Raw genomic sequence first — 23,517 nt, forward strand, 5'->3', positions numbered from 1 at the left:
GCGGCGCGCCCCTTGGTCGACAATAGCCGCAGCATCCGCGCGCACGCCCCATGGTTCAATCGGTTCTAGGCAGTCTGACTCTTGGCTACCGCCCCTTGTGGAACGGGGCACGGCGCATGGCCGGCGTGCAGTTGTTCGTCGCCGGCGACGACAACGTGCAAGTCGATGCGCTGCACCTGCTGCGCACCATCGAAGAGCTCTGGGACGCCAGCTCCCCGCCGCTGCTGCTGGCGCCGCGCACGCCGCAGATCCTGGCCGAATGGCTGGAGCACGCGCCCCCGGGCTCGCCCTCGATCGAGGTGAGCGACGCCTGGCTGGTGGACCCGGACTTGCTCACGCGGGCGCGCGCCGCCCAGCGCCGCGGGCTGAAGCTGGTCTGGCACGGACCGCTGGCGCGCCTGCCCGAGCCCGAGGTGGCGGCGCTGTTTCACACCAGCGTGCTCACGCTGGAGGTGCAGGACGCAGTGGCCGCACTGCGCGCTGGCAAGGCGCAGGCGGCACGCGGCGCCGGGGCCAGCGCCAGCCCCATCATTGCCGGACAGATCTACGAAGGCGTGGACAGCCGCGCGCTGATGCGCCACTGTCTGGACGGCGCGGGCGCGCTGGCGCTGGCCGGCTGGCCGGCGGACGACGTGCTCTACAGCCTGCGCCATCAGAGCCTGGCGCCGGCGCATGAGGTGGTGCTCAAGCTGCTCAAGGCGATCGACGACGAGCAGTCCATCGATGCGCAGGAACAGGTGCTGGGTGAAGACCCGCTGCTTGCCTACCGTTTCATGACCTATACCAACTCGGCCGCGCTGGGCCTGCGCACCGGGGTCGATTCGGTGCGCCGCGGCCTGGTGATGATGGGCTATGGCTCGATCCAGCGCTGGCTGGGCGACCAGTTGCCCGGCGCCAGCACCGAGCCCGATCTGCGTCCGGTGCGCGAGAGCGCCGTGCTGCGCGCACGTCTGGCCGAGCAGCTGATCGAAGCCGGCGTGGGCAAGGAGCTGCGCGCCGAGATGTATCTGTGCGCGCTGTTCTCGCGCCTGGACGCGCTCATGGGCGAGCCGCTGGGCGCCATCTTGCGCCGCCTGCCGCTGTCGGAGCGGGTGTACGAGGCGGCCGTGCTGCACACCGGCCCCTATGCGCCCAGCCTGGACATGGCGGTGGCGCTGGAGGGCGAGGACGCGGCGCTCGTGCGCCGCCTGTGCGAAGAGCATGGGCACGAGCGTGAACAGGTCAACCGCTCGCTGCTGCACGTGCTGCGCGCCTGGGAGGTGCCGCGCGGCCCGCATGGGGCATGATCGGCGTTTTTCCTCCTGGAGCTCCGAGATGCCTGCACGCCCCGCGCTGGCGGCCACGCCGCTGTGCGATCTGCTCGATTGCCGCTATCCGCTGATCCTTGCCGGCATGGGTGGGGTGGCGCGCGCCGAACTGGTCGCGGCGGTCAGCGGCTTTGGCGGCCTGGGCATCCTCGGCATGGTGCGCGAGCCGCTGGCGCTGATCGAGCGTGAAGTCGCCGAGGTGCGCCGGCGCACCGACCGGCCGTTTGGCGTCAATTTGATACCGGCGGGCACGGCGCGCGCGCTGCTGCGCTCGCAGGTGGATTTGTGCATCGCCCTGCAGGTGCCGGTGGTCGAGCTGTTCTGGGAGGTGGACGAAGCGATCATCGCGCGCCTGCGCGGCGCCGGCATTGTCGTGCTGCACCAGGTGGGTAGCGCGCAGGAGGCGCTGCAGGCGCAGGCCGCGGGCGCGCACGCCATCGTCGCCCAGGGCGTGGAAGCCGGCGGCCACGTGCGCGGGCGCCAGCCGCTGATGCAGTTGCTGCCCGAGGTGCTGGGCTGCGTGCAACTGCCGGTGGCCGCCGCGGGCGGCCTGGCCGACGGGCGCGACGTGGGCCGGGTGCTGGCCATGGGCGCGCAGGCAGCGGTGCTGGGCACGGCGTTGATGATGACGACCGAATCCTTTGCCCACGAGGTGCACAAGCAGCGCCTGGTGCAGGCCGAAAGCCGCGAGGTGTTGCTGACCGAGGACTTTCACATCAACTGGCCGCCGCTGGCCGCAGTGCGCGTGCTGCCCAACGCGGTCACGCGCGGCGAGCGCGGCGACCCCTTCACCAGCGCGCCGCAGGTGATCGGCGAGGAAGAGGGGCGGCCCATCTACTGCTTCAGCACCGACTCGCCCCTGCGCTCCATGACCGGCGATCTCGAAGCCATGGCGCTGTACGCGGGCCTGGGCGTAGGCCGCATTCACGACATCGTGCCGGCGGCCGAGCGGTTGCAGGCCCTGGCCGACGGCGCGGCCGCGCATCTGCGGCTGGTCGGCGCGCCGCCCGCGCCGCTGACTTCGCCCGTGTGCTATGCGGGCGAGCAGCAGCAGACGCAGCAGGCGCGGCTCGCTGCCCGCCTGGGCGCGCTGCTTGCGCCCGAGCGCGCGCTGGCCGGCGCGCTGCATGCGCTCGCACTGCAGGCGAGCGCCCCCGTGCGCGCGCAGCACCTGGCGCCGCTGCTGCGGGCTCAGACGCAGCTGGCCGGCGTGCTGGTGCGTGCGCTGCGCCAGGCCGATGCCCCGGTAGCGGCCACTGCGGACGCAGCGCCGGCGGCAGCGGCGCAGCCGCTGGCTGCGCTGCTGGCCAGCGCCGCGGCCTTGCAGGCCGAGTGGAAGGCGCTGCTCGAAGCGATCGACGCAGAGCTTGCCCAGCAGGCCCGCGCGCTGCTTGCGCTGCGCGCGGAGGCGCTCGATGCGCTGCTGGCCGCCAGTGCGCAGGGCTGACGCGGCGGGCCCGATGCACACCGAGATCGTGCGGGCAGGGGCGGCGCATGCCCTGGTCTGAATTCACCGCTCTGTTTCTGCTGGCCACGGCCATGAGCTTCACGCCCGGGCCCAACACCTCGCTGGCCACGGCGATCGCGGCCAACCGCGGCCTCGCGCCGGCGATGCGCTTCGTGCTGGCGGTGCCGGTGGGCTGGTGCCTGATGCTGGTGCTGTGCGCGGCCGGGCTGGGCGCGGCCGTCGCCGCGGTGCCGGCCTTGCGCTGGTTCATCAAGCTTGCCGGCGTTGGCTACCTGCTCTGGCTGGCCTGGCGGCTGGCGCGCTCGCGCCGGCTGGCGCAGGCGGATGGCTCGCACCTGTCGGTCGGCTTCTGGGAAGGCGTGGCGCTGCAATTCGTCAACATCAAGGCCTGGCTGATGCTGCTGGCCATCGTCGCCAGCTGGATCATCGGGCGCGAGGACGCCATGATGCGCCTGCTGCTGGTGCTGCCGGTGATGGCCGGCTTTGCCTTCACCAGCAATCTGGCCTATGCCAGCGTCGGTGCGCTGGCGCGCCGCTGGCTGGCCCGGGGCAGCCGGCTGCTGTGGTTCAACCGCGCGATGGGCCTGGTGCTGGCGCTCACCGCGCTGTGGATGCTGGGCGCCTGAGGCGACGCTGAACCAGCGCCTCGCGCGCCGCGCGTCGCCGCCGGGACAAGCGCCGCGCGGCGGCGTTCGCACAATCGGCGGCCATGGGAAGCCTCTACCTCGTGCGCCATGCGCAGGCCTCGCTGGGCGCGGCCGACTACGACGAGCTCAGCGCCCGCGGGCGGCTGCAGGCGCAGCGCCTGGGCGCATGGTGGCAGGCGCATGGCCAGCGCTTTGATGCTGTCTGGAGCGGCACGCTGCGCCGCCACGCCCAGACGCTTGAGTGCATGGGCCTGGCGCTGAACGGCCTGCCCGCTGCGCAGCACTTTGCCGCGCTCGATGAATACGACGGCGCGGCGCTGGTGCGCGCGGTCCATCCCGGCCCCTTGCCGGCGGTGCATTCGCCCGAGGGCTTTCGCAGCTACTTTCGCCTGCTGTGCGATGCGCTGGCGCAGTGGATGGCCGGCACCCTGAGCCCCGAGGGCATGCCCGACTGGCAGACGTTTTCCGCCGGCGTGCGCGCCTTGCTGGAACAGGCGCGCGCGCAGCACGCGGGCCAGCGGCTGCTGGTGCTCTCCAGCGGCGGGCCGATCTCGACCGCCATCGCCCAGGTGCTGGGCAGCGCGCCCGAGGTCGGCATCGCGCTGAACATGCGCCTGCGCAACACCGCGGTGAGCGAGCTCGGCGTGAGCGCGCGCCGCCTGGCGCTGCAGACCTTCAACACCTTGCCGCATCTGACTGCGCCCGAGGACGTGGCGCTGCAGACCTACGCTTAGGCTGCGCTCAAAAGGGCTCCTGCGCGCGGGGAATTTTTCAGCGCCGCCGCAAGGCTGCGCTGGTGCAAGCGGCCCGCTTTGGGCGCAAACGCGCCTGGCGATCAGCCGGTCGCGGGCAGCGGCAAACCCTGCAGCTCCGCCATGAGCTGCGCCAGCGCCTGCCCAGCGGCCTGCACCAACGCGCGGCCCTTGTCCGCAGTGGCGGCGCTCGCGTCGCCCACGGCGCCGCTGGGGTTGTAGTCCTCGATCATCCAGCCCAGGCGCACGCTCTTGCCATTGCCGGCGATGGGGCAGCGCTCGGCGCGCTCCTGCGAGCTCGAGCGCCAGTGGCGCGCATGCGCCATCTGCACCGTCTCCGGGGCCAGGTGCAGCATCATCGAGGTTTCGATCGCGCCGCCGTGGATGCCAAAGCGCCATTCCTGCTCGCTGAACAGCGCGCGCACCGGCGCGGGCAGCGGCAGGTCAGGCCAGCTGCAGCGCCACACCTGCAGGCCCAGGCGCTGGCGCAGGCTGCGCGCGGCGATGTCCATGGGGGCGACGTTGCCGCCATGGCTGTTGAACAGCAGCAGCCGGCGCACCCCGGCGCGCGCCACAGCCTCGCCCAGGGCCTCCCACAGCGCGAGCAGCGGGGCCGGCGCCAGGCTGAGCGTGCCGGGGAAGGACAGGTGTTCGGTAGACAGCCCGACGTTTTGCGCCGGCAGCACCAGCAGCGGCAGCGCTGGCGGCAGCTGCGCCAGCGCCGCGTCGAGCACGCCCTGCGCCAGCACCGCATCCACGTCGAGCGGCAGGTGCGGGCCGTGCTGCTCCAGCGCCGCCAGCGGCAGCACCGCCAGCGTCTGCGCCGCCAGACCGCTGTCGCGGGCGGCGGCAAAGTCGCGCGTGCTCAGTGCTTGCCAGTGGCGGGAGGGGTAGGACATGGCGGGCGGTGCTCAGGAGCCGTGGTGCTGCGCGGCGCCCGCGTCGGGCGCGCCGTGCGGGGCATTTTGCCGCACCGGCACCTGCACCGTCTGGTTCAGGCTTGCGCCCTGCGCGTCGCGCAGTTGCAGCGTGATGTCGATCTGCGTGCCCGCCTTGAGCGGCTGCTTGAGGTCCAGCAGCATGATGTGGTGGCCGCCGGGCTTGAGCGTGACGCTCTGCCCCGCGCCCAGCTTGAGCGAGGGCACGGCGTGCATGCGCATGGTGTCGCCCTCGAGCTTCATCTCGTGCACCTGGGCGACGCCGGCCACGGGGCTGCTGGCGCCCACGAGCTCCAGGTCGTGGTTGGCCTGCAGCGTCATGAAGGCGCCGGTGCCGCCCTGGCCGGGCACGGTGGCGCGCGCCCAGGCGTCTTGCACTTGCACGCGCGCTTCGTGCGCGAGGGCGCCCGCGGGCGCCAGAAAACACAAGGCCAGCGCCAGCAGCGCGGGGCGGGTGAAGAAAGAAAAAGAGGCTGTTTGCATGGTGTTCAAAATGCGGTGATTGACGGGACGGCGCGCCGCGCGCCGCCGGCCATGGCCGGGCGGGGCGAACGCGCTGCAATGCGATGTGCGGGGCGCTCAGGCCTGCGGCGGCCCGCGCGCGGGCGGAACGTCAAGCGCATGGCCAGCGGTCAGCGTCGTCGCTGCGGGGCCCAGCCAGTGGCCGGCCAGCGGTGCGGCGCAGGGCAGGCCCGTCCACGCCGCGGGCGGCGGCAGCACCGGCAGGCACAGCGGGCAGTTCAGGTGCGTGTGCCCGGCCGGCGCGCTGCCGGTGTCCGGGCCGTCCGCGCTCCAGCCGGGGGCGCTGGTGCAGATGTCTTGTGCGGGCGCCGGCTGCAGCACCGGCGCGGCCGCAGCCGCACCCAGGGCCAGCGCGAACCACAGCAGGAGCACGCGGCCCGACAGGCGGGTGGCGCTGCGGCGAAGGCGGGCAAGCAGGCTCATGGCGGGCGGCCATGATACCCAAGCCGCCGGGGTCTCTGCTCAGGCTCTACCATCGGCGCTCCCCGGAACCAAAGCCCGGGCCCGCCCTCCAAGCCGCACCATGTTTGCCCGACTTCGCCCCTTGCTGCCGCGTGCTCTGTTGTTGATAGCTGCAGCCGCAGTCGCCACGAGCGCTGCAGCCCAATTCCAGTTGAAGAGCAGCTCGGGGGTCGCAGCCAGCAACGTGGTGAACACGCCGCATGTGCGCGCCGAGCTCGTGGCCCAGGCGCCCGAAGGCGTGGCGCCGGGCAAGCCGCTGACCCTGGGGCTGCTGCTCGAGCACCAGCCGGATTGGCACACCTACTGGCTCAATCCGGGCGATTCCGGCCTGCCCACGCGCCTGCAGTGGACGCTGCCCGCCGGCGTGGACGCGGGCGAGATCGCCTGGCCGCTGCCGCGCAAGATCCCGATCGGCACGCTGGCCAACTACGGCTACGAAGGCCAGGTGCTGCTGCCGGTGCCGATGAGCGTCTCCAGCCTGTTTGCGCCCGCGCCCGGACAGACGCAGGCGAGCTTCACCGTGCATGCCTCCTGGCTGGTCTGCCGCATGGAGTGCGTGCCCGAGGAAGGCACGCTCACGCTGCAACTGCCGCTGGCCGGCACCACGGCGCTGAATGCCGAGGCCTTTGCCGCCGCCGAGCGCGCGCTGCCGGCGCCGCTGGCCACTGGCCAGAGCAGCGCGCGCGTGAGCGAAGACGCAATCGAGCTGCAGGTGCAAGGCCTGCCCGCCGCCTGGCGCGGCCAGGTGCTGGACGTCTTCCCTGAAACGCCCGAGGTGGTGCACAACGCCGCCGAGCCGCTGCAGCAGTGGCAGGGCGAGGTCTGGACCGCGCGCGTGCCGCTGTCGCCCGAGCGCGGCGCCAGCCCCGAGCTGATGCCCGTCGTGCTGGGCTGGCAGGGCGCGGGCCTGCGCGTGCCGCTGCCGGTGCAAGGCAGCTGGCCGCCGCTGCCCGAATTCCCGGCGCCGCTGCCGGTGGCGGCTGCGGCTTCGGCGTCGACAGCGGCGGCAGCGCCCGCGCTGCCCGCGCGCGCACCGGTGGCGGCCGCGCCCGGGGTGTGGCTGCTGGCGCTAGGCGGGGCGCTGCTGGGCGGCTTGCTGCTCAACCTCATGCCTTGCGTGTTCCCGATTCTGGCGGTGAAGATCGCCGGTTTTGCCGGGCACGCCGGCGCGCCGCGCACCCGGCGCATCGGCGCTCTGGCCTATGCGGGGGGGGTGGTGTTGTCCTTTTTGGCGCTGGGCGCGCTGATGCTGGCACTGCGCTCCGCGGGGCAGGCGGTGGGCTGGGGCTTTCAGCTGCAGTCGCCGCTGGTGGTGGCGCTGCTGGCGGCCTTGTTCACCTTGATCGGGCTGAATCTCGCCGGCGTGTTCGAAGTCGGCATGCTGCTGCCTTCGCGCTGGGCCACGGCGCAGGCGCGCCATCCGGTGACCAATGCCTTTCTGACCGGGGTGCTGACGGTGGCCGTCGCCTCGCCCTGCACCGCGCCCTTCATGGGGGCCTCGCTCGGGCTCACGCTGGGCCTGCCGCCGGTGCAGGCGCTGGGCATCTTTGTCGCGCTCGGCCTGGGTCTGGCCGCGCCATATCTGCTGGCCAGCTGGTGGCCCGCGGCCGCGCGCCTGTTGCCGCGCCCGGGCGCGTGGATGGACACCTTCAAGCGCGTGCTGGCCTTCCCGATGTTTGCCACGGTGGTCTGGCTGGTCTGGGTGCTGGGCCGGCAAAGCGGCATCGACGGCGCGGCGGCGCTGCTCGCCCTGCTGGTGGCGCTGGCGCTGGCGGTCTGGAGCTTGACGCTGCGCGGTGGCGGGCGCTGGCTCCTGGCTCCGCTTTCGATAGCTGCTGGCGCTTGGCTGCTGACGGTTTGGGGGCCAAAAGTGGTTGAAATGCAGGCGCCGTCTACGCTGGCAGCTACACAATCCGAGGATGGCTGGCAAACCTGGCGCGCCGGCCTGCCCGAAGAACTGCTGTCCCAGGGGCGCGCGGTTTTCGTCGACTACACCGCCGCCTGGTGCGTGACCTGTCAGTACAACAAGAAGACGACGCTGGCCAACGCCGAGGTGCGCGGCGACTTTGCCGCCAAGCGCATCGCGCTGCTGGAGGCCGACTGGACGCGCCAGGACCCGGCGATCACCGCCTCCATCACCTCGTTCGGGCGCAGCGGCGTGCCGCTGTACGTGCTCTACGCGCCGGGGCGCGCGCCGGTGGTGTTCAGCGAAATCCTCGGCGTGCGCGAGTTGCGCGCGGCCCTGGCGGCGCTTTAGGGCGGCGCTGAACAAGTCCCTTGCGCGCCGCGCATCCCGGCTTGGGGCGGTCTGCGGCGTTGCAAATCCTCGCGATAGCTATGGCTATCGCTGCGGTTTGCGTCTTGCAGCCCATCCCCAGGCCGGGCGCGCGCCATCGCGGGAACTGGTTCAGCGCCGCCTTGGCGCGAGACTGAACAAGCCCCTCGCGCGTGGCGCCGGCTGCTCGCGTTCTATCCGCCTTCGCCGCGCGCGTCGCTCTGTCCGCGCAAGGCCAGCGCGCGTTCGTAGAGGGCGTTGCGTCCCTCGCCGGTGAGGGCGGCGGCGATCTGCACCGCGCGCTTGAGCGCCAGCTCGGGCAGCAGCAGGCGCAGCACCTCGTCGCCGCGCCCCGGCGGCGCGCCGGCGCCGCAGGCCTGTGGGTGCAGCACGATGGCAAATTCCCCGCGGCTGCGCTGGGCGCCCTGCTGCAGCCAGGCGGCGCAGTCGCGCGCGGGCAGCGTGGCGACTTCCTCGAACTGCTTGGTGAGCTCGCGCGCCAGGGTCACGCGCCGCTCGCCCAGCGCCGCCAGCTCGCGCACCAGCGTGGCCATGCGGTGCGGCGCCTCCAGCAGCACGATGGCGCGCGGCTCGGCGGCCAACTGCTCCCAGGCGCTTTTGCGCTCGCCCGCGCGCGCGGGAAGAAAGCCGTGAAAGACGAAGCCCTGCGGGGCGTCGGCGGGCGCGACGGCGCCGGCCACGCTGAGGCTGGCGGTGAGGCTGCTTGCGCCGGGCAGCGGAATGCAGCGCACGCCCGCCGCCTGCGCCGCGGCTACCAGGCGCGCGCCGGGGTCGCTGATGGCGGGGGTGCCGGCGTCGCTCAGATAGGCCACGCGCTCGCCCAGCGCCAGGCGCTGCAGCACGGTCTGGGCGGCCTCGGCCTCGTTGTGCTGGTGCAGCGCAAGCCATTGGCCGGGGGCCTTGTCCATGCCGTAAGCGCGCAGCAGCTGCTGGCTGTGGCGCGTGTCCTCGCAGGCGAGCAGGTCGGCCAGTTGCAGCACCTGCAGCGCGCGCAGCGTGATGTCGGCCAGGTTGCCTATGGGGGTGGCCACGACGTAGAGCGCGCCCTTTGGATAATTCTGCGCACCGGCCGCATCGCGCGCGCCGACGAGGGCAGTGGCATAGGAGACGCTCAATGGGATTCCTCGGTAACAAAACGGCCAGCGGTGCGGCGCCTACCACGCGCGTGCGCGGCCAGCAGGCGGAAGACGCGGCGCTTGCGCACCTGCAGGCGGCGGGCCTGAAGCTGGTGCAGCGCAATTATCGAACCCCGGGGCGCGGCGGCGGCGAGATCGACCTGATCCTGCGCGATGCCGACGGCACGCTGGTCTTCGTCGAGGTGCGCAGCCGCGCCAGCGCCGGCTTCGGCGGCGCCGCGGCCAGCATTGGCGCGCTCAAGCGCCGGCGCATCGTCTTTGCCGCGCGCCACTACCTGATGCGCCTGCCGTCGCTGCCGCCCTGCCGCTTTGACGTGGTGGCGCTGGGGCCGCAAGGCCTGCAATGGCTGCGCGCGGCGTTTGACGCGCAGTAAGTGGCGCGGGTCGGCGCGCGAGAAGCGCTGGCGCGGCGTCTGGGCGAGGCGCACGCAGGCCGGCCCGGCCGCGCCCCTCACACCTGCATGTTCATGATGTCGGTATAGGCCTGCACCAGGCGGTTGCGCACGTGTAGCGTGGCCTGAAAGCCGACCTGGGCCTTCTGGATCGCGACCATGGTCTCTTCGATGCTGACCTTGGGGTTTTCCAGCTGCACCTGCTTTTGCAGCTCGTCGGCCTGGTTTTGCGCCTTGCTCACGGCGGTCAGCGCCCCTTTGAGCGCGCTGGAAAACCCGGCTTCGGGCGTGGCGCCCTGGGCCTGGGCCATGCGCCGCGCCGCCAGCGCGCTGGCAAGCGGCAGGGGGGTGGAGGAGATGCGCATGTCCATGGTGTGCTGGCGACTCGTGCTGCAAAGTGGCTCTATCCTAGGGCGCGGCAGCGCAGCCGGAACAGGGAACAACCGGCCAAATCCGCGCCTTATTGGCGCAACGCCGGCAGGGGGGCTGTGAATAATCGTCGCACCGCCCCTGCCTGCCCCGGGGCGCAAGCCTTTGCCTGGAAAGCCGCACGATGCCCAATGCCGCCGTTGCCGAAATGCCGATCGCCGCGCCGCTGGCGCAAGGGCCGTGGGCGCAGCGCTTTGCCGCACTCGACCGCGCGGCGCGCCTGCGCCTGGCGCTGGGGGCGGCGCTGTTCGTGCTGATGGCGCTGGCCGCCGCCTGGTTTGCCGCGCGGCCCGACTACCGCGTGCTGTTTGCCAACTTGAGCGACAAGGACGGCGGCGCCATCGTCGCGCAACTGGCGCAGATGAACGTGCCCTACAAATACACCGAGGGCGGCGGCGCGATCATGGTGCCGGCCGACCGGGTGCACGACGTGCGCCTGCGCCTGGCCTCGCAGGGTCTGCCCAAGGGCTCGGTGGCGGGCTTCGAGGTGACCGAGACCAGCCGCTTTGGCGTGACGCAGTTCCAGGAGCGGTTGAATTTTCAGCGCGGGCTCGAGGGCGAGCTCACCCGCTCCATCCAGGCGCTGGCGCCGGTGCAAAGCGCGCGCGTGCACCTGGCGCTGCCCAATCAGAACGGCTTCTTTCGCGAGCAGCAAAAACCCTCGGCCTCGGTGCTGGTGAGCCTCTACCCCGGGCGCTTCCTGGACCGCGGCCAGATCGCCGGCATCGTGCATCTGGTGGCCGCCAGCGTGCCCGAGCTGGCGCCGCAGGCGGTGAGCGTGCTCGACGACAGCGGCAAGCTGCTGTCGCAAAGCCCCGAGAGCGCGGGCGGCGCGCCCACCGGCGAGCAGCTTGCCTACGCGCAAAAGCTCGAGCAGCAGTACACCCAGCGCATCGTGGACATCCTCGCGCCGGTGGTCGGGCGCGACAACGTGCGCGCCCAGGTCACGGCCGACGTGGACTTCAGCCAGACCGAATCCACCATGGAGCAGCACCGCCCCAACCTGGCCGCCGACGCTAGTGCGGTGCGCAGCCAGCAGGTGATAGAAAACGCCGCCAAGCCCGGCGACAAGCTGCCCGCCGGCGTGCCTGGCGCGGTCAGCAACCAGCCGCCGCAAAACGCCAGCGCCCCGGTCAACGGCGCCAACCCCGCGCCCGACGCCGGTGGCCAGGGTGGTGCGGCGGCGGGTGGTGGCAGCGTGGGACACCGCGAGATCACCACCAACTACGAGGTGGACAAGACCACCAGCGTGACGCGCGCCGCGCAAGGCGTGGTCAAGCGCGTGAACGCCGCCGTGGTGGTGAACTACCGCATGGTGGCGCAGAGCGGCGGCAAGCCCGCCGTGGCCGAGCCGCTGTCGGCCGAGCAGATCGAGCAGATGACCGCCCTGGTGCGCGAGGCCGTGGGCTACAACAAGGAGCGCGGCGATTCGGTCAACCTGATGAACGCCCAGTTCCAGAGCGACGCGCTGGCGCCGGCCGAGCTGCCGCTGTACAAGCAGCCCGAGGTGCTGGAGCTGGCGCGCAGCCTGGGCCTGCCCATAGGCTTGTCGCTGGCCGCGGTGCTGCTGCTGATGGCCGTGGTGCGCCCGGCGCTCAAGGCGGGCCGGCGCGTCGAGAAGCTGCAGGCCACGCCGGTGCGTCAGGTGGACGCGCTGGCGGCCGAGCGGATCGAGCGCCCGGCCCTGGCCGCGCCCGTGACGCAGTCCGAGCAGTCACCCACCGAAGAGCAGCTGCGCCTGCAGGAAGCGCGCGCGCTGGCCAAGGAAAACCCGGTGGCCGTCGCCAACATCGTCAAAACCTGGGTCAACGGCGACTGAGGCCGGGGCCGCTGCAGAGAGAACACCATGGACGAGCAAGGCCTCAATGACGCAGCTGTCTTGCTGATGTCGCTCGGCGAGGAAGAGGCCGGCGAAGTCTTCAAGCACCTCTCGCCCAAGGAGGTGCAAAAGCTCGGCGAGACCATCGCGCGCATGCGCACCATCTCGCACGAGCGCGTGCAAGAGGTGGTCACGCGCTTTACCAACGAGGCGGCGGCGCAGAGCCTGCTGGTGTCGGACACCAGCAACTATGTGCGCGCGGTGCTCAAGCGCGCGCTGGGCGACGACAAGGCGGCGCTGCTCATCGACCGCATCCTGCAGGGGGGCGACGTCTCGGGCATTGAAAGCCTCAAGTGGATGGACCCGCTGGCGGTGGCCGAGCTGCTGCGCAACGAACACCCGCAAATCGTCGCCGCCATCCTGGTGCACCTGGACCCCGACCATGCGGCCGACATCCTGATGCAGCTGAGCGAGCGCCAGAGAGGCGAGATCATGCTGCGCGTGGCCACGCTTGAAGGCATACAGCCGACCGCGCTCAAGGACTTGAACGAGGTCTTGTTCAAGGTGCTGGCCGGCGGCGACAAGGTGCGCAAGAGCTCGCTCGGCGGCGTCAAGGCCGCGGCCGAGATCGTCAACCTGTTTCGCGGCGGGGTCGATGGCACGGTGCTCGAGAGCATCCGCGAGCAGGACGCGGAGCTGGCGCAAAAGATCATGGACAAGATGTTCGTCTTCGACGACGTGATGAAGCTCGACGACCGCGCGATCCAGACCGTGCTGCGCGAGATCGCCTCCGAAACCCTTGTGGTGGCGCTCAAGGGTGCGCAGCCCGAGCTGCGCGAGAAATTCCTCAAGAACATGTCCACGCGCGCCGCCGAGGCCATGCGCGAAGACCTGGAGTCGCGCGGCCCGATCCGCCTGTCCGAGGTCGAGGCGCAGCAAAAGGAAATCCTCAAGACCGTGCGGCGCCTGTCCGACGAAGGGCAGATCGCCCTGGCCGGCGGCGGCGACGACGCCTTCGTCTGAACGCGAGCTGCAAGCCCATGCCCGGATCGAACCTGCGCAACTACACCCGCTTCATCCCCGGCGAGGAGATCTCCGAGGCGGTGCGCTGGCAGTTTGGTGCGATCGCCGGCGACGGCCTGGCGCTGCTCGATGCCGCGCCCGAGGTGGCCGAGCAGGAAGCCAGCCCCGCCCCGGTGCTGGTGGACGAGGCACAACTGCAGCAGGCGCGCGAGGAGGCGCTGGCCGAAGGCCGGCGCCAGGGCCAGAGCGAAGCTGCGCAAGAATGGCAGCAGCGCCTGGACGACTACGTGCGCGGCCAGGGCCGCCAGGCGGGCGAGCAACTGGCTGCGCTGGTGCAGCGCCTGGAGGACAGCTTCAGCGGCCTGCAGCAGCAGATGGCCGAGCAACTGCTGCAGCTCGCCTGCGAGATCGCGCGCCAGGTGGTGCGCCAGGAGCTGCAGTCCAACCCGCGCGCGCTGCTGCCGGTGGTGCGCGAGGCGCTGGCCGGCTTCGTGCAGGACAGCCGCCCGGCGACGGTGCGGCTGAACCCGGCGGACTGGAAGCTGCTCGAATCGCAGTTGCGCGAGGAATTCGGCAACCAGCGCGTGCAGTGGCAGCCGGACCCGGCGGTGCAGCCGGGCGACTGCAGCGTGGAGAGCGCGGGCGCGCTGGTGGACGGCGCGCTGGACAGCCGCTGGCGCCGCGCGGTGGGCGCGCTGGGGCTGGTGTCGGCCTGGCGGGAGATGGGCGATGGCGATTGAGGGCGCCGGCGCCTGGCAAGACTTCATCGAGCGCGCGCGCGAGCGCGCCGCCGAGCCGCTGGCGCTGTCCGCCAGCGGCACGCTCACCCGCCTGACCGGCCTGGTGCTGGAGGCTGCGGGCCTGCGCGTGCCCGTGGGCGCGCAATGCTTGGTGCGCCAGGGCGCCCAGGAGCCGGTGCTGGCCGAAGTCGTCGGCTTTGCCGGCGAGCGCGCCTTTCTCATGCCCGCGGGCGACGTGCATGGCCTGTCCAGCGGTGCCAGCGTCACGCCCGCGCCGGCCTACGCGGCGCCGCTGCGCCTGGGTGCCCAGGGGCCGGCGCCGGGCGCAAGCGGCGTCGGCGCGCTGCGCCTGCCGCTGGGCGACGGTTTGCTGGGCCGCGTGGTCGACGCCCAGGGCCTGCCGCTGGACCATGCGGGCGCGCTGCAGAACGTGGCCGCCATGCCCTTGTCGCGCGAGCCGATCAACGCCATGGAGCGCGCGCCGGTGCGCGAGCCGCTCGATACCGGCGTGCGCGCGATCAATGCGCTGCTCACCGTCGGGCGCGGCCAGCGCCTGGGGCTGTTCGCCGGCTCGGGCGTGGGCAAGAGCGTGCTGCTCGGCATGATGGCGCGCTACACCAGCGCCGACGTGATCGTCGTCGGCCTGATCGGCGAGCGCGGGCGCGAGGTCAAGGAATTCGTCGAAGACATCCTCGGCGCCGAGGACCGCGGCCGCGCCGTGGTGGTGGCCGCGCCGGCCGATGCGCCGCCGCTTCTGCGCATGCAGGGCGCAAGCTACGCAACCGCGGTGGCCGAATACTTTCGCGACCAGGGCAAGCACGTGCTGCTGCTCATGGATTCGCTCACCCGCTACGCCATGGCGCAGCGCGAGATTGCGCTGGCCATCGGCGAGGCGCCGGCCACCAAGGGCTATCCGCCGAGCTGCTTTGCCAAGCTGCCGGCGCTGGTCGAGCGCAGCGGCAATGGCCTGAATGGCGTGGGCTCGATCACCGCCTTCTACACCGTGCTCTCCGAGGGCGACGACCAGCAGGACCCGATTGCCGATGCCTCGCGCGCCATCCTGGACGGCCACTTCGTGCTCTCGCGCGAACTGGCCGAGTCGGGCCACTACCCGGCGATCGACGTCGAGCAGTCGGCCTCGCGCGTGATGGTCAACGTGGTCGGGCCCGAGCACTTCGAGCTCGCGCGGCGCTTTCGCGCCACCTGGTCGCTCTACCGCAAGAGCAGCGATCTGATCCAGGTCGGCGCCTACGTGGCCGGCTCGGACGCGCAGCTGGACGAGGCGATACGCCTGTACCCGCGCATGCAGGACTTCCTGCAGCAAGGCATGCGCGAGGCGGCGCCGCTGGCCGACAGCATCGCCGCCATGGCCGCGGCGCTGGACGCGGGTTGAGGGGCGTCTTGCCATGGCATCGAACCACGCTTTTGAAGTTGCGATCGAGCTGGCCACGCGTCAGCGCGACGGCGCGCGCAACACCCTGGTGCAACTGCGCGGGCACCTGGCCCGGGCGCAGATGCAACTGCATCAGCTCGCCAGCTATGCGCAGGAGACGCGCCAGCGCTGGAGCCCGCGCGAAGGCGCGCAGCTGCAGCCCGAGGTGCTGCGCCACCAGCGCCAGTTCCTGCAGCGCCTGGAGCACACCATGCAGATGCAGCAGGGCGTGGTGCATGAGCACGAACAGCGCATCGCGCGCGCGGCGGCAGTGCTGGCCGCAGCCGAGGCGCGCCTGGCCAGCCTGCGCCAGGTGCTCGAGCGGCGCCTGCGCGCGCTGGCGCAGCAGCAGGCGCGGCGCGAACAGAAACAGACCGATGAGCTGGCCATGCAGCGCCACGTGCGCGGCGCGGGCCGGCAACTGACACAGGGGATATGAGCCATGGACCCGCTACGCATGCCACCCGCCCAGCCGCAGCCTGCCGCCCAGCCGGCGCCCCAGCCGGCCAGCCAGACCACCGCCCAGGCCGCCACCCAGGCCGCTGCTGCCGAAACCGGCGCGCGCAAGCAGGGCGCGCAGGAGCCGGGCGAAGCGCGCGACGGCTTCGCGCTGCTGCTGGCGGCGCTCGGCGCGGGCGCGGCGCCCGATCTGCCGGGCGATGGTGCGTTGGTGCCGGCCGCGCCGGGCAGCGGCGCGCCGGCCGAGGCCGATGCAGCAGTCGTCCAGGCGCTCGATGCCCATGCGCAAGGTCTGCCCTTGCCGGAACACCTGGCCTTGCTGCTGCAGCAAGGCCAGCACGCCCAGGCCGGTCGCGCGCAGGCCGCGGGTGGCGCAGAGCTTGCACGCAGCCAGCCCAGTGAGCAGGCGCGCCAGCAACAGGCCATCGTGCTTCTTGGACAGGAGCTGCACGCGCAGGTAGGACAAGGGTTGGCGCCCAGTTTGATGAGCAAGGAAACCGCCCAGATCGACGCCAGCCAGGCGCCTGCGCCTGGCGCGCGCCGCAGCCCCGGCGTCGCGTTGGCCGCCGCCGGCCTGGGTGCGGGCGCGCATGCCGCCCTGGCCGCAAGCGGCACGCAGGCTGCGGCCGCCTCCGCTCTTGCCGCCGCGCCAGGCACGCCCGCCGACGCGGGCGCGGCGCTCGCCGAGCTGCCCCAGGGCCTGCAGGCGTTGGCCCAAAGCCTGGACAAGGGCACCGATCAGGCCCGCGTGGCGCTGGCCCCGCTGGCCGCGGGCGGGCGCGGCCCGGAGAGCGCGCCATCGCCCGCGGCAGCGCTGGCCGGGCTTGCCCATCTGGACGGGCCGGGGCGCAGCGCCGGTCAGGGCGCCAACGGATCGGGCGCGCAGCAGGGCGGCGCCCATCCGGGCGGCCAGGGTGCGCTGGGCGCGATGGCGCAGGCGACCGGGGACGCTGCCCGCGCTGGTGCGGCCGGCGCGGACGCGGGGCTGAACACCAGCTTCATGCAAGAGCTTGGCGAGCAGGTCGCCTTCTGGGTGCACCAGAAGAGCCAGCGCGCCGAGTTCACGCTGGACCGCGACGGCCAGGCGGTGCAGGTGCAAGTGGTGCTGGCGGGCGACGTGGCCAGGGTCAACTTTCTGAGCGACCACGAGGCCTCGCGCCTGGCGCTGGACGCCGGCGTGGAGGAGCTGCGCAGCCTGCTGCAGCAGCAGGGCCTGGCGCTGGCCGACGTGAACGTGGGCGTGGCCGGCGAGCAAGGCAGCGCGGGCGCGGGTGCGGGCCAGGGCGGTGGCGAGCGCCCTGCCCCCGGGCGGGGCGAGGGCGCCCAGGCCCGCGTGGTGGCTGCGGGCGAGGCGCTGGCGCCGCAGCGCCCCCGGGGCGACCGGGCGCTGGACGTCTTCGTCTGAAGCGCCGCTGCAGCCCCCGCCGGCACCTGCGTAAGCGCCTGGTTTTCGGGCCTGTTTCGGCTATCACTGCCCGCCCCCTGCCCAATAATGCGTGCATGGCAAGGGTGTGCACAGACTGCCCCCGCGCCGACCGAACCCAGGCGCCCGCGCGGCGCGAAAAGGTGTGCATGTGGCCGACGAAGAAAGCGCTCCCCCGGTAGCTGTCAAAGCCAAGAAGAAGTGGCTGCTGATCATTCTTGCGCTGCTGGTGGTGCTGGCCATCGCCGCGGCCGGCGCGCTGTGGTTCATCGCCAAGCAGCGCAGCGCCAGTCTGGACGAGGACGCGGACCAGCCCGCGGCCCAGATCGAGGACGACAAGACGCCGCCCGCCTTCCTGCCCATGGACAACATGGTGGTGAACCTGGCCGACCCCGGCGGCGACCGCTTCGCCCAGGTGGGCATCACGCTGCAACTGGACGGCGGCAAGACCGCCGAGCGGGTGAAGGCGCACATGCCCACGATACGCAGCGGCGTGCTGCTGCTCTTGTCGCAGCGCACGTCCGACGAGCTGCTCTCGCGCGAGGGCAAGGAAAAACTCGCCGCCGATGTGCGCGCCGAGGTGCTGGACGCCCTGGGCTATGTGCCGCCCAAGCCGCGCAAGAGCAAGAAGCGCGCGGCCGAGGAGGACGATGACGAAGACGAAGTGCGCCCGCGCAAGCCGGCGCGCGACGCCAATGCGCCGGTGCGCGCGGTGCTGTTTTCCAGCTTCATCGTCCAGTAGCCGCAGGCCGCACCAGGAGAGCACAGACCATGGCCGACTCGTTCTTGTCCCAGGAAGAGGTGGATGCCCTGCTCGAAGGCGTGACCGGCGAGAGCCAGAAGCGCGTCGAGGAAGAGGTGGACTCCAGCGCCATCCGCACCTACGACATCTCCAGCCAGGAGCGCATCGTGCGCGGGCGCATGCCGACGATGGAGATCGTCAACGAGCGCTTTGCGCGCAATCTGCGCATAGGCCTGTTCAACTTCATCCGCCGCAGCCCGGAGATTTCCGTGGGCACGGTGTCGGTGCAGCGCTACAACGCCTTCCTGCGCGAGATCGTGGTGCCGACCAACTTCAACATCGTGGCGATACGCCCGCTGCGCGGCAGCGGTCTGGTGGTCTGCGAGCCGTCGCTGGTCTTCGGCATCATCGACACGCTCTACGGCGGCGCGGGCAAGTACCAGACGCGCATCGAGGGGCGCGACTTTTCCGCTACCGAGCAGCGCGTGATCCAGCGCATCGTGGACGTGATCACCAGCGAATACAAGAAGGCCTGGCAGGGCATCTACCCGCTGGAGCTGAGTTACCAGCGCTCGGAGATGCAGCCGCAGTTTGCCAACATCGCCACGCCCAGCGAGATCGTGGTCTCCACCGCGTTTCACCTGGAGATCGGCGACCTGGCCGGCTCCATCCACATCTGCATGCCCTACGCCACGATGGAGCCGATCCGCGACGTGCTCTATTCGACCGTGCAGGGCGACGCCATCGAGGTGGACCGGCGCTGGGTCAAGGTGCTCTCGCGCGAGGTGCAGGCGGCCGAGGTGACGCTGGTGGCGGAACTGGCCCGCGCCGACGCCACGGTGGAGCAGCTGCTGGCCATGCGCCCGGGCGACTTCATCGAGCTGGAGCGCCAGCCGCGCATCCGCGCTTCGGTCGGCGGCATCGATCTTTTCGAGTGCCAGTACGGCACGCACAACGCCAAGTACGCGATCCGCATCGAGGAACGCCTGCACACCGGCGACAGCGCCGGCATGGGGAATGACTATGGCCACTGAGACCGAAACCCACAGCACCGAGGCCGAAGGCGGCCAGGCCGCGGCCGACGACGCCTTTGCCGACTGGGCCGAGGCGCTGAACGAACAAAAGGCCGCCGAAGGCGGCGCGAGCGCCCCCGAGGCCGAGCAGGGCGGGCCGCTGTCGGGCGGGCCGGCCATGCCCTCTTACGCCGGGGGCGATCCGGGCGTGCACGACATCAACATGGTGCTGGACATCCCGGTGCAGCTGTCGGTGGAGCTGGGGCGCACCAAGGTGCCGATCAAGTACATCCTGCAGCTCGCCCAGGGCTCGGTGGTCGAACTCGATGCGCTGGCGGGCGAACCCATGGACGTGCTGGTCAACGGCTACCTCATCGCCCAGGGCGAGGTGGTGGTGGTCAACGACAAGTTCGGCATCCGCCTGACCGACGTGGTCACGCCTTCGGAGCGCCTGCGCCGTGTCAGCCGGGGTTAGTTCGCTGTCGCTGCTGTGGGTGCTGCTGTTCATTGGCGCCATCGCCTGCCTGCCCTGGCTGGCGCGGCGCTGGCAGCGCAGCCGCGGGGCGCCGGCGCTGAGCGCGGGCGGGGTTGGCGCGCGCGTGCTGTCCTCGCTCACCATTGGCCCGCAGCAGCGCGTGGTGACCATGGAAACCGGCAGTGCCGAAGAGCGCGTGGTGCTGGTGCTGGGCGTGACGGCGCAGGCCATCACCTGCCTGCACGTGCTGCCCGCGGCCTCGTTCGCCAGCGCGGTGGCGGCCGCGCGCACCGAGCCTTCACTGGACTGAACATGGCAGGCAAGACCGCAAACCGGCTGTGGCGGGCAGCGCTGGTGCTGCTGGCGCTCGCGGCCGCGCAGGGGGCGCTGGCGCAGGAGGCGCCGGGCACGCTGCCGCTGGTGATCGGCTCGGGCCCCGGGGGCAACAGCTATTCGGTGCCCATCCAGACGCTGCTGTTCTTCACCGCGCTGTCCTTTCTGCCGGCGGTGCTGCTGCTCATGACGAGCTTTACGCGCATCGTCATCGTGCTCTCGCTCTTGCGCCAGGCGCTGGGCACGCAGGCGGCGCCGCCCAACATGGTGATCATCGGCCTGTCGCTGTTTCTCACGCTCTTCGTGATGGGGCCGACGCTGGACAAGGTCTATCAGGACGCCTACCTGCCCTATACGCAGAACCAGCTCAGTTTTGAGGATGCGCTGCCCCGGGCCGAGGCGCCGATGCGCGCCTTCATGCTCAAGCAGACGCGCCAGAGCGACTTCGGCCTGTTCGCGCGCCTGGCCAGGCTCCCGGCCGAGGTCACGGCCGAGACCGCGCCACTGCGCGTGCTGGTGCCGGCTTTCGTCACGAGCGAGCTCAAGTCGGCATTCCAGATCGCCTTCATGGTCTTCATTCCCTTTCTCATCATCGACATGGTGGTGGCCAGCGTGCTGATGTCGCTCGGGATGATGATGCTCTCGCCGGTGCTCGTGGCGCTGCCCTTCAAGCTGATGCTGTTCGTGCTGGCCGATGGCTGGAATCTGCTCATGGGGTCGCTGGCGGCCAGTTTTTCCGGCTGACGCAGGAGGCTTTCGATGACTGCGCAATTCGTTCTCACCTTCGGCCACAACGCGCTCATGCTGCTGCTGGCCATTGCCCTGCCGGCGCTGGGCGCGGTGATGGTGGTGGGGCTGGTGGTGAGCATCTTCCAGGCCGTCACCCAGGTGCACGAGGCCACGCTCTCTTTCGTGCCCAAGCTGGTGGCGGCGGTGCTGGTGTTTGCGCTCGCCGGGCCCTGGATGGTGAGCACGCTGGTGGACTACCTGCGCACCACGCTGGAGACGATTCCTTCCGTCGTCGGCTGAGAGCGCCATGCTGACCTTCGACGAAGCGCAGCTCATGGCCTGGGTCTCACCCATTTTGTGGCCGTTCTTGCGCGTGCTGGCGATGTTCACCGCCGCGCCGATTTTTTCCTCGCGCGCCATTCCGCTGCGGCTGAAGGTGGCGCTGGCCTTTCTGGTGGCGGTGTGCGCGCAGGCGGTGCTGGCGCCGCAGCCGGTCGTCGCGCTGAACAGCGCGGCCGCCTGGGGCGCGGTGGCGCAGCAGGTGGGCGTGGGCCTGGCGATCGGCTTTGCGGTGCGCCTGGTGTTCACCTGCGTGGAGCTGTCGGCCGAGGTCATAGGCCTGCAGATGGGCTTGAACTACGCCTCTTTCTTCGACCCGGCCAGCAATTCGCAGCGCGGTGCGCTCACGGGTTTCTACAGCAACGTCGCGCTGTGGCTGTTCATCGTGGTCAATGGCCATCTGATGGTGCTGATGGCGGTGCTGCAGAGCTTCAAGAGCTTTCCGCTGGACGGCAACGTGCTGCAGTCGTTCACGCAGATGCGCCTGCACGAGCTGGGTGCGGGGCTGTTTTCCAGCGCGCTGTGGCTGGCGCTGCCGCTGATTGCGCTGCTGCTCTTCGTCAACCTCACCATGGGCGTGATCTCGCGCGTGGCGCCGCAGACCAACATCTACGCCGTGGGCTTTCCGGTGACCATCACCGTGGGGCTGCTGGGCATCACCGCGACGCTGCCCATGCTGGAGCAGCCGCTGTACACGCTGCTGCAGCAGACCATAGACCTGTTCGGGCCTGCTTGAAAAATGAGAGCGACTTGCGCGCGCCTGCAAGCGGTTTCAGCATGTTTTGTATCTGAAACCGTTGGTGTACAAGCGCAAGCAGCTATCGTTTTCAGACAAGCTGGTTGCGTATCGCGTACACCGTGAGCTCGGCGTTGTTGCTCAGGCCCAGCTTGGCCAGCACCCGCGCGCGGTAGACGCTCACCGTCTTGGGGCTGAGCACCAGCTCCTGGGCGATGTCCGACAGGCGCTTGCCCGAGGCGATCTTCACCAGCGTCTGCAGCTCGCGCTCCGAGAGCTGGGCGTGCGCCAGCTCGCGCTCGGGCTGGGCCAGGCTGTCGGCCAGCAGCTGCGCGACCTCGGGCGTGAGGTATTTGCGCCCCTGCATGACGGTGTGCACCGCGGTGATGAGCTGCAGCGGGTCGGCCGCCTTGTTCGCGTAGCCGTGCGCGCCGGCCTTGAGCGCGCGCAGCGCGTACTGGTCCTCGGGGTACATCGAGACGATCAGCACCTTGGTGCGCGGATGGCTTTCCTGCACGCTGGTCAGCACCTCGATGCCGCTGCGCCCGGGCAGGTTCAGGTCCAGCAGCAGCACGTCGCAGGGCGCGTGGCGCAGCAGCTCGCGCAGTTCGGTGTAGCTGCCCGCCTCGCCACTCACGCGGATGTCGGGCGCCTCGGCCAGGGTGTCGCGGATGCCGCGGCGCACCAGCGCATGGTCGTCACACAAAATCACGTCGATCATGGCGGCGATTGTCCGGTGTCCGCCCCGTCCGCGGCGGGCAGGGTCAATACCACGCAGGTGCCGCGCCCCTGCTGGCTGCTCACGTCCAGCCAGCCGCCGGCGCGCCGCGCGCGCTCGCGCAGGCCGCGCAGGCCGAAGGAGTGGCTCTTGCCCAGCGCACCGGGCGCCACGCCCGTGCCGTCGTCGCACACCTCCAGCAGCATCAGCCCTTCGTGCTCGGACAGCTCCACGCGCACCTGGCGCGCCTGGGCGTACTTTTGCACGTTGGTCAGCGCCTCCTGCACCGTGCGGTAGGCGACGAGCTGCAGCGGCTGCGCAATAGAGAGCGCCTGCTGCTGCGCCAGCACCGTGCAGCCGATGCCGGTGCGCCGCTCGAAGGTCTGCGCCAGCCAGCGCACCGCGGCCACCAGCCCCTGGTCGAGCACCGGCGGGCGCAGATTCATCATGATGCGCTGGCTCGCGCCCAGCGCGTGCTGCAGCATCTCGTTGGCGCTGTGCGCATGCTCGGCCATGGCGGCGTCGTCGCCCGCGTGGCGCGCGATCCAGGCCAGGTCAAAGCGCGCGGCGGTCAGCGCGCCGCCCACGTCGTCGTGGATCTCGCGTGCAATCGCCGCGCGCTCTTCCTCTATCGTCGCCTGCAGGTGCTCCGCGAGCTCTGCCAGGCGCCGCTCGGAGGCCGCCAGCTCAGCCGCGGCCTGCTCGCGCGCGCGCCGCGCCTCGGCCATCTCGATGGCGCGCGCGATCACGTGCGGCAGGCGTGCCATGTCGTCCTTGAGCAGGTAGTCGGCAAAACCCAGGTGCAGCGCGTTGACCGCCGCCGCCTCGCCGATCGCGCCCGACAGCAGCACGAAGGGCGGATGCGCCGCCAGCGTCTGCGCCTGCTGCCAGGCGTCCAGCGCGGTGAAGCCGCGCAGCCGGTAGTCGGCCAGCACCAGGTCGAACTGGCCGCCGCGCAGGGCCTGCATCAGCGCGGTGAGCGTGTCCACCTGCGTGAGCTCGTGCGCCAGCGGCGCGCGGCGCAGCGCCAGGCGCGCGAGTTCGTGGTCGGCGGCCGAATCCTCCAGATGCAGCACGCGCACGGGTTTGTTCGCGGTGTCAAAGTCTGCGGGAGTAGCTATCATGTTTGTCATTCAGACTCACAGAGGGCGCGATGCCGCCACAGGCACCTTGGCACACATGCGTCG

General features: G+C 71.3%; 26 protein-coding genes. 19 read left to right on the plus strand and 7 right to left on the minus strand.

Annotation, left to right across the window (positions count from 1 at the left end):
- Positions 1-50 precede the first annotated feature (50 nt).
- The 4 genes from KUD94_RS13640 to KUD94_RS13655 all read left to right on the plus strand — a co-directional run bounded on the left by KUD94_RS13640 (position 51) and on the right by KUD94_RS13655 (position 4,156).
- Positions 51-1,286 carry an HDOD domain-containing protein gene (locus KUD94_RS13640; RefSeq protein WP_218237721.1) on the plus strand — a complete coding sequence of 412 codons (1,236 nt, stop codon included), beginning with the start codon at positions 51-53 and terminating at the stop codon, positions 1,284-1,286.
- Between the two features lie 28 nt (positions 1,287-1,314).
- The gene (locus tag KUD94_RS13645; RefSeq protein ID WP_218237722.1) at positions 1,315-2,754 is read left to right on the plus strand and encodes a nitronate monooxygenase family protein; all 1,440 of its coding nucleotides are present in this window, start codon (positions 1,315-1,317) and stop codon (positions 2,752-2,754) included.
- A 47-nt stretch (positions 2,755-2,801) separates the two neighbouring features.
- The gene (locus KUD94_RS13650) at positions 2,802-3,401 is read left to right on the plus strand and encodes a LysE family translocator (RefSeq protein ID WP_218237723.1); all 600 of its coding nucleotides are present in this window, start codon (positions 2,802-2,804) and stop codon (positions 3,399-3,401) included.
- A gap of 83 nt (positions 3,402-3,484) precedes the next feature.
- Positions 3,485-4,156, plus strand: coding sequence for a histidine phosphatase family protein (locus tag KUD94_RS13655; RefSeq protein WP_218237724.1), 672 nt, complete (start codon positions 3,485-3,487; stop codon positions 4,154-4,156).
- Between the two features lie 101 nt (positions 4,157-4,257).
- Here the strand turns inward: KUD94_RS13655 and KUD94_RS13660 are convergent, their stop codons facing one another.
- The 3 genes from KUD94_RS13660 to KUD94_RS13670 all read right to left on the minus strand — a co-directional run bounded on the left by KUD94_RS13660 (position 4,258) and on the right by KUD94_RS13670 (position 6,057).
- Positions 4,258-5,073 carry a creatininase family protein gene (locus KUD94_RS13660; RefSeq protein ID WP_218237725.1) on the minus strand — a complete coding sequence of 272 codons (816 nt, stop codon included), beginning with the start codon at positions 5,071-5,073 and terminating at the stop codon, positions 4,258-4,260.
- Between the two features lie 12 nt (positions 5,074-5,085).
- Positions 5,086-5,595, minus strand: a complete 510-nt coding sequence (locus KUD94_RS13665; protein ID WP_218237726.1) for a copper chaperone PCu(A)C — start codon at positions 5,593-5,595, stop codon at positions 5,086-5,088.
- Between the two features lie 96 nt (positions 5,596-5,691).
- Entirely contained in the window at positions 5,692-6,057 is a 366-nt protein-coding gene (locus KUD94_RS13670; protein WP_218237727.1) for a hypothetical protein, read from the minus strand.
- Positions 6,058-6,157: 100 nt separating this feature from the next.
- On the opposite strand from KUD94_RS13670, the gene KUD94_RS13675 reads away from it, so the two are divergent.
- Positions 6,158-8,353: a protein-disulfide reductase DsbD gene (locus KUD94_RS13675; protein ID WP_218237728.1), complete on the plus strand. Its 2,196-nt coding sequence runs from the start codon at positions 6,158-6,160 to the stop codon at positions 8,351-8,353.
- Between the two features lie 212 nt (positions 8,354-8,565).
- On the opposite strand, the gene rsmI is transcribed toward KUD94_RS13675, so the two are convergent.
- On the minus strand, positions 8,566-9,507 hold the full coding sequence (rsmI, locus tag KUD94_RS13680; protein ID WP_218237729.1) for a 16S rRNA (cytidine(1402)-2'-O)-methyltransferase: 942 nt from the start codon (positions 9,505-9,507) through the stop codon (positions 8,566-8,568).
- Between rsmI and KUD94_RS13685 the strand changes: the two genes are divergently transcribed.
- Positions 9,507-9,902, plus strand: a complete 396-nt coding sequence (locus KUD94_RS13685; RefSeq protein WP_218237730.1) for a YraN family protein — start codon at positions 9,507-9,509, stop codon at positions 9,900-9,902. The genes rsmI and KUD94_RS13685 overlap by 1 nt on opposite strands.
- Before the next feature lie 77 nt (positions 9,903-9,979).
- On the opposite strand, the gene fliE is transcribed toward KUD94_RS13685, so the two are convergent.
- On the minus strand, positions 9,980-10,291 hold the full coding sequence (gene fliE / locus KUD94_RS13690) for a flagellar hook-basal body complex protein FliE (RefSeq protein WP_218237731.1): 312 nt from the start codon (positions 10,289-10,291) through the stop codon (positions 9,980-9,982).
- Between the two features lie 182 nt (positions 10,292-10,473).
- On the opposite strand from fliE, the gene fliF reads away from it, so the two are divergent.
- The 13 genes from fliF (at position 10,474) to fliR (ending at position 21,612) form a co-directional block, all read left to right on the plus strand.
- Positions 10,474-12,168 carry a flagellar basal-body MS-ring/collar protein FliF gene (fliF, locus tag KUD94_RS13695; protein WP_218237732.1) on the plus strand — a complete coding sequence of 565 codons (1,695 nt, stop codon included), beginning with the start codon at positions 10,474-10,476 and terminating at the stop codon, positions 12,166-12,168.
- Positions 12,169-12,195: 27 nt separating this feature from the next.
- Positions 12,196-13,191 carry a flagellar motor switch protein FliG gene (gene fliG / locus KUD94_RS13700; protein ID WP_218237733.1) on the plus strand — a complete coding sequence of 332 codons (996 nt, stop codon included), beginning with the start codon at positions 12,196-12,198 and terminating at the stop codon, positions 13,189-13,191.
- A 17-nt stretch (positions 13,192-13,208) separates the two neighbouring features.
- Positions 13,209-13,931, plus strand: coding sequence for a flagellar assembly protein FliH (locus tag KUD94_RS13705; RefSeq protein WP_218237734.1), 723 nt, complete (start codon positions 13,209-13,211; stop codon positions 13,929-13,931).
- Complete coding sequence (gene fliI / locus KUD94_RS13710) at positions 13,921-15,324, plus strand: flagellar protein export ATPase FliI (RefSeq protein ID WP_218237735.1); 1,404 nt, start codon at positions 13,921-13,923, stop codon at positions 15,322-15,324. Before KUD94_RS13705 ends, fliI begins: the two co-directional genes overlap by 11 nt.
- Before the next feature lie 13 nt (positions 15,325-15,337).
- Positions 15,338-15,802 (plus strand): flagellar export protein FliJ, encoded by a 465-nt coding sequence (gene fliJ / locus KUD94_RS13715; protein ID WP_218237736.1) that lies wholly within the window; start codon positions 15,338-15,340, stop codon positions 15,800-15,802.
- A gap of 3 nt (positions 15,803-15,805) precedes the next feature.
- Positions 15,806-17,227: a flagellar hook-length control protein FliK gene (locus tag KUD94_RS13720; protein ID WP_218237737.1), complete on the plus strand. Its 1,422-nt coding sequence runs from the start codon at positions 15,806-15,808 to the stop codon at positions 17,225-17,227.
- A 169-nt stretch (positions 17,228-17,396) separates the two neighbouring features.
- On the plus strand, positions 17,397-17,987 hold the full coding sequence (fliL, locus tag KUD94_RS13725; RefSeq protein ID WP_218237738.1) for a flagellar basal body-associated protein FliL: 591 nt from the start codon (positions 17,397-17,399) through the stop codon (positions 17,985-17,987).
- Positions 17,988-18,016: 29 nt separating this feature from the next.
- Complete coding sequence (gene fliM, locus KUD94_RS13730; RefSeq protein WP_218237739.1) at positions 18,017-19,021, plus strand: flagellar motor switch protein FliM; 1,005 nt, start codon at positions 18,017-18,019, stop codon at positions 19,019-19,021.
- Positions 19,011-19,475 (plus strand): flagellar motor switch protein FliN, encoded by a 465-nt coding sequence (gene fliN / locus KUD94_RS13735; RefSeq protein WP_218237740.1) that lies wholly within the window; start codon positions 19,011-19,013, stop codon positions 19,473-19,475. The genes fliM and fliN overlap by 11 nt, the downstream gene beginning before the upstream one ends.
- A complete protein-coding gene (locus KUD94_RS13740) occupies positions 19,459-19,785 on the plus strand; it encodes a flagellar biosynthetic protein FliO (RefSeq protein ID WP_218237741.1) in 327 nt (108 codons plus the stop codon). The genes fliN and KUD94_RS13740 overlap by 17 nt, the downstream gene beginning before the upstream one ends.
- Before the next feature lie 2 nt (positions 19,786-19,787).
- A complete protein-coding gene (fliP, locus tag KUD94_RS13745) occupies positions 19,788-20,552 on the plus strand; it encodes a flagellar type III secretion system pore protein FliP (protein ID WP_218237742.1) in 765 nt (254 codons plus the stop codon).
- A gap of 15 nt (positions 20,553-20,567) precedes the next feature.
- Positions 20,568-20,837, plus strand: a complete 270-nt coding sequence (gene fliQ, locus KUD94_RS13750; protein ID WP_218237743.1) for a flagellar biosynthesis protein FliQ — start codon at positions 20,568-20,570, stop codon at positions 20,835-20,837.
- A gap of 7 nt (positions 20,838-20,844) precedes the next feature.
- The gene (gene fliR / locus KUD94_RS13755) at positions 20,845-21,612 is read left to right on the plus strand and encodes a flagellar biosynthetic protein FliR (protein ID WP_218237744.1); all 768 of its coding nucleotides are present in this window, start codon (positions 20,845-20,847) and stop codon (positions 21,610-21,612) included.
- Positions 21,613-21,703: 91 nt separating this feature from the next.
- Here the strand turns inward: fliR and KUD94_RS13760 are convergent, their stop codons facing one another.
- Together KUD94_RS13760 and KUD94_RS13765 are read right to left on the minus strand one after the other, a co-directional pair.
- Positions 21,704-22,333 carry a response regulator transcription factor gene (locus KUD94_RS13760; protein WP_218237745.1) on the minus strand — a complete coding sequence of 210 codons (630 nt, stop codon included), beginning with the start codon at positions 22,331-22,333 and terminating at the stop codon, positions 21,704-21,706.
- Positions 22,330-23,454 (minus strand): ATP-binding protein, encoded by a 1,125-nt coding sequence (locus KUD94_RS13765; RefSeq protein WP_218237746.1) that lies wholly within the window; start codon positions 23,452-23,454, stop codon positions 22,330-22,332. The genes KUD94_RS13760 and KUD94_RS13765 overlap by 4 nt, the downstream gene beginning before the upstream one ends.
- Positions 23,455-23,517 lie beyond the last annotated feature (63 nt).

It is taken from the genome of Comamonas sp. NLF-1-9 (assembly GCF_019195435.1).
In the GTDB taxonomy this organism is placed as follows: Bacteria; Pseudomonadota; Gammaproteobacteria; order Burkholderiales; family Burkholderiaceae_C; genus Comamonas_C.